Origin of the sequence: Streptomyces alkaliterrae (assembly GCF_007097205.2) — a bacterium.
Classification (GTDB): Bacteria; Actinomycetota; Actinomycetes; order Streptomycetales; family Streptomycetaceae; genus Streptomyces; species Streptomyces alkaliterrae.
Genome location: NZ_VJYK02000399.1, coordinates 1 through 4,160, shown reverse-complemented (window position 1 = coordinate 4,160; position 4,160 = coordinate 1). Strand labels below are relative to the sequence as shown.

Here is a 4,160-nt window from a genome sequence, read left to right as displayed (position 1 = left end):
GGGTAGGGGTGTCGGGGTGCGAGCCGGTAGTGCAGTGCGAAGACCGGGCGGCCGGTGGCGGAGGAGATCCGGTGCGCGAAGAGGTTCATCAGCTCCGGCTCGCGGAGGACAAAGCCGCCGCCGTGCACGTAGAGCACCACACCGTCGTCGGCGCTGCCCGGCCGGCCGGCACTGACCCAGTCCCCGGCGACGCGGCCGGAAGCCGGCAGCACCGGGTCGAGGTGCGCGTCGGCGGGAAGCCGTCGCGGATGCTCGGCGAGCTGCTCGAAGAGCCTGGTGATCGTGTCGACGACCCTCGACGGGTCGGGTTCGACGGTGAGGCGCACAAGATCCATACCCGTCGGTCTACCCGCCCCGGCGGGCGGCGGCAAACGGGTTTCGCTCCGCGCGGCGGGGGTTTGCGGGCCGCCGCGTCGTCATGTCGCCCGGGCGGGAGGTGTCGGAGGCTCCATCATGCGGAAGGCACTCGCATGCGGGGAAACGCAGCAGGCGGCGGCCGAGGCGACGCACCGACGGAAGGGGAACAAGTCCATGACCAACCCGACTCCCGTGAACGACGACCAGCACGGCCCGCCGGACGGTTCGCGGGAGTGGTGGCGGCAGGCCGTCGTCTACCAGGTCTACCCGCGCAGCTTCGCCGACGGCGACGGGGACGGCATCGGCGACCTGCCCGGCCTGCTCTCCCGGCTGCCGCACTTGGCCGCACTCGGGGTGGACGCCCTGTGGCTCAGCCCGTTCTACCCCTCGGAACTGGCCGACGGCGGCTACGACGTCGCCGACTACCGGGACGTCGACCCCCGTCTGGGCACCCTGGACGACTTCGACGCGCTGGTCGCCGCCGCGCACCGGTCGGGCATCAGGGTGGTGGTCGACATCGTCCCCAACCACTCCTCCCACCTGCACCCCTGGTTCCAGCAGGCGTTGGCGGCCGGGCCCGGCTCGCTGGAGCGGGAGCGGTACGTGTTCCGGGAGGGCCGCGGACCGAACGGCGACGAGCCGCCGACCGACTGGCTGTCCTGCTTCGGCGGGCCCGCGTGGACGCGGGTGGCGGACGGCTCCTGGTACCTGCACCTGTTCGCGCCCGAGCAGCCGGACTTCAACTGGGACAACCCGGAGGTGCGCCAGGACTTCCTGCGCACCCTGCGCTTCTGGTGCAACCGGGGCGTCGACGGCTTCCGGGTCGACGTCGCCCACGGCCTGGCGAAGGACCTCACCGAGCCGCTGCGCGACGTCGGCGCCGTGGAGCGCTACACCGCCGAGACCCTGCCGACGGACGGCAGCCACCCGTTCTGGGACCGCGACGAGGTGCACCAGATCTTCCGCGAGTGGCGGCGGGTCTTCGACGAGTACGACCCGCCCCGGGTCGCCGTCGCCGAGGCGTGGGTGCGCAACTCCCGCCGCTCCCTGTACGCCTCCCGGGAAGGGCTGGGCCAGGCGTTCAACTTCGACTTCCTCGACCGCCCGCTGGACGCCGCCGCGCTGCGCGACTCGATCGACACCGCCCTGCACGACGCGCGGGCCGCCGGCACCACGGCCACCTGGGTGCTGTCCAACCACGACGTCATCCGGCACGCCTCCCGCTACGCGATCCCGCCGGGCGCCGACCGGGAGACCTGGCTGCTCTCCGGCGGCCGGGAGCCGGCGTTGGACCGGGCGGAGGGACTGCGCAAGGCGCTCGCCGCGACGCTGCTGATGCTCGCCCTGCCCGGCTCGGCCTACCTCTACCAGGGTGAGGAACTGGGCCTGCCGGAGGTCGCCGAGCTGGCCGAGGAGGATCTTCAGGACCCGGTGTGGACGCGCAGCGGCGGCCGGGTGAAGGGCAGGGACGGCTGCCGGGTGCCGCTGCCGTGGACCCGCGGCGGCCCGTCGTACGGCTTCGGCCCGAACGGTTCCTGGCTGCCGCAGCCGGAGGGCTGGGGCGGGCTGTCGGTCGAAGCGCAGGACGGGCGGCCCGACTCGCCGCTGGAGCTGTACCGGGCGGCCCTGCGGCTGCGCCGCGAACTGGTCGGCGACGAGTCGCTGAGCTGGGTCGACGACGGCGGGGCACCGCCCGGCCTGCTCCACTTCCGTCGCACCGGAGGTTGGCACTGCGTCAGCAACCTCTCGGACGCGCCGGCGCCGCTACCGGCCGGCGAACTGCTGCTGGCCTCCGCGCACAGCGGCCCGCACGTCCTGCCGCCGTGGACGACGGTGTGGCTGCTCCGTGAGGAGTGAGCACCGCCCGGGGCGGACGGCGAACGTCGCCCGCCCCGGACTGCCCGCGTACGTGCGTCAGACCAGCGCGTTCTTGTAGAAGAGGTTGCTGCGGCGGTCCCCGGCGGAGCCGGAGGCGAAGCCCAGGAACAGGCGCGGCTCACCGGCCGCCGTACGGTAGACCGCCATGCCCTCCGGCTCCCGGAACGTCAGCGTCGACCCGGCCTTGGTGAACGTCGGCCCCTGCACGATCTTCCCCGTGTTGAGGTTGACAGTGCTGAGGTAGGTGTTTCCGGGGCTCGGGTTGCCGGCGGAGTACGCGTTGCCGACCATGAAGTAGGCGTACGGCCCGTAGACCGTGTAGCCCTGCATGGTGCCCGGGATGGAGGGCTGCCGAACCCGGGCCAGGGGCGAACCGAAGTTGCCGGACTGCGCCGACGAAATCGAGTACAGGGCGAGGTGCTTGGCGCCGTCCTTGTGGTAGCGGACGAGCAGCCGGTTGTTGATCGGGTCGATCGCGCAGGTGTGCTCGGTGGCACCGGACACCGGCGTGTACTTCGTCAGCGCGGACGACGACGCCGAGAGCGTCGCGCCGTTGACCCACTTGAAGCGGGCGAGCCGCCTGCCGTAGCCGTTGGAGTTGGCCTCGACCTCCGTCCACAGGTAGGTGTCACCGCCGACGCCCTGCGCGGCGAACGACACGCCGTGGCCGAAGCCGTTGAGGTGCATCCAGCCCAGCCGGTTGCCGGAGAAGTCCAGCCGCGTGATGCACAGGTTGCCGAGCTTCCCGTCCTGGCCGCCGCGCAACTGGGCTACAAACAGCCGCCGGTTGACGTTGTCGAAGCTGAACGACTGCTGCACCGTCACGTCGTGCAGCTGCTTGTGCCGGAACAGGTCGTAGCTCGGCTTGGTCAGGTCGAAGCGCCTGCCGGAGGGCACCGCCGCGCTCGCCGGCGACACACCGGCCGCCAGACCCAGCGCCGCGAGCGCCGCGCCCCCGCCGAGCCGCAGCGCACCGCGCCTCGACCAGCCCTCGCCCGCCTGACTGCCCGTCGACTCTTCCGTCATGGGTTTGTCCCCCTGCTCCCACGGCCTCCGCCCGGTCGGCGTCGGCCTGTTCGAACACGCCAACGCCGACCGGCGCCGGAAGGTGCCCGGCGCCGCGCCCCGGGCCCCAGGAACGCCTCCCCGGTCCGGCGACTACCCGGAATCCACACATCCGCCCCCGCCAACACCCGCACTCCGGCCGACGATCGGCATGCCGGAAATGGCCGTCGGTGTCTGACGTATACCCACTTCACGGTCGGCACGAGAACCGTCCCGGCGAAGTGTTACCCCTTCTCGCGGAGAAAGCGTCAAAGTTTGTCGAAGATGTGGCGACGGCACGCAACCCTCCCGCCACCTGAGGATACGGATCATCATCGGCACGAGTAGCCGCCCGGCGGGGGTACGTGGTTTCATCTGGCGCACCGCGACAGCCGCACCACGGCGCGCCCCTATCGCGTCGCCCGGCTGACGATTTCCGGAATTCGACCGGACGGGCAGGAGGGCGCGGTTCGCCCTTTCCGTGAGCCGCCCTTCCACAGTGAAATCCTCGAAACAACAGCGAAGGGAACACGCCCCATGCGTAACGACCTCGAGACCCGTGAGATGAACGACGCCGAGCTGGACGCCGTCGCCGGCGGTGTCGTCAGCGTCTCCGGCGGTCTCGCCGGTGCCGTGCAGAGCGACGTGCAGCACCTGGTCCACGGCTCCGCCACCGCTCAGGCCGCCCAGGGCCTGGTCGACGCCGCCCCGGGCCTGGCCTCCGGCATCACCGGCGTGCACGTCGACACCGCCGCCGTCACCGGCAAGCTGGGTCTCTGATCTGACGCCGGAGGGCCGCGCGACGGCCCACCACGTGAACCCCGGAAGCTCCCCAATTCCGGGGTTCACGCCGGTGTACCCGCGGCGGTTCGCGCCCCTCC

General features: G+C 71.9%; 4 protein-coding genes. 2 read left to right on the top strand and 2 right to left on the bottom strand.

The genetic code is table 11. The features are described 5' to 3' along the window. Positions 1–335, bottom strand: a 335-nt coding sequence (locus tag FNX44_RS24520; protein WP_143651174.1) for an alpha/beta hydrolase, incomplete at its 3' end; no start/stop codon positions are given. A gap of 196 nt (positions 336–531) precedes the next feature. On the opposite strand from FNX44_RS24520, the gene FNX44_RS24515 reads away from it, so the two are divergent. After that, positions 532–2,214, top strand: a complete 1,683-nt coding sequence (locus FNX44_RS24515; protein WP_143651172.1) for a glycoside hydrolase family 13 protein — start codon at positions 532–534, stop codon at positions 2,212–2,214. A 57-nt stretch (positions 2,215–2,271) separates the two neighbouring features. Here the strand turns inward: FNX44_RS24515 and FNX44_RS24510 are convergent, their stop codons facing one another. Beyond that, the gene (locus FNX44_RS24510) at positions 2,272–3,261 is read right to left on the bottom strand and encodes a phage baseplate protein (RefSeq protein ID WP_143651170.1); all 990 of its coding nucleotides are present in this window, start codon (positions 3,259–3,261) and stop codon (positions 2,272–2,274) included. Positions 3,262–3,816: 555 nt separating this feature from the next. Here FNX44_RS24510 and FNX44_RS24505 point away from each other — a divergent pair. After that, complete coding sequence (locus FNX44_RS24505; RefSeq protein ID WP_143651168.1) at positions 3,817–4,059, top strand: hypothetical protein; 243 nt, start codon at positions 3,817–3,819, stop codon at positions 4,057–4,059. Positions 4,060–4,160 lie beyond the last annotated feature (101 nt).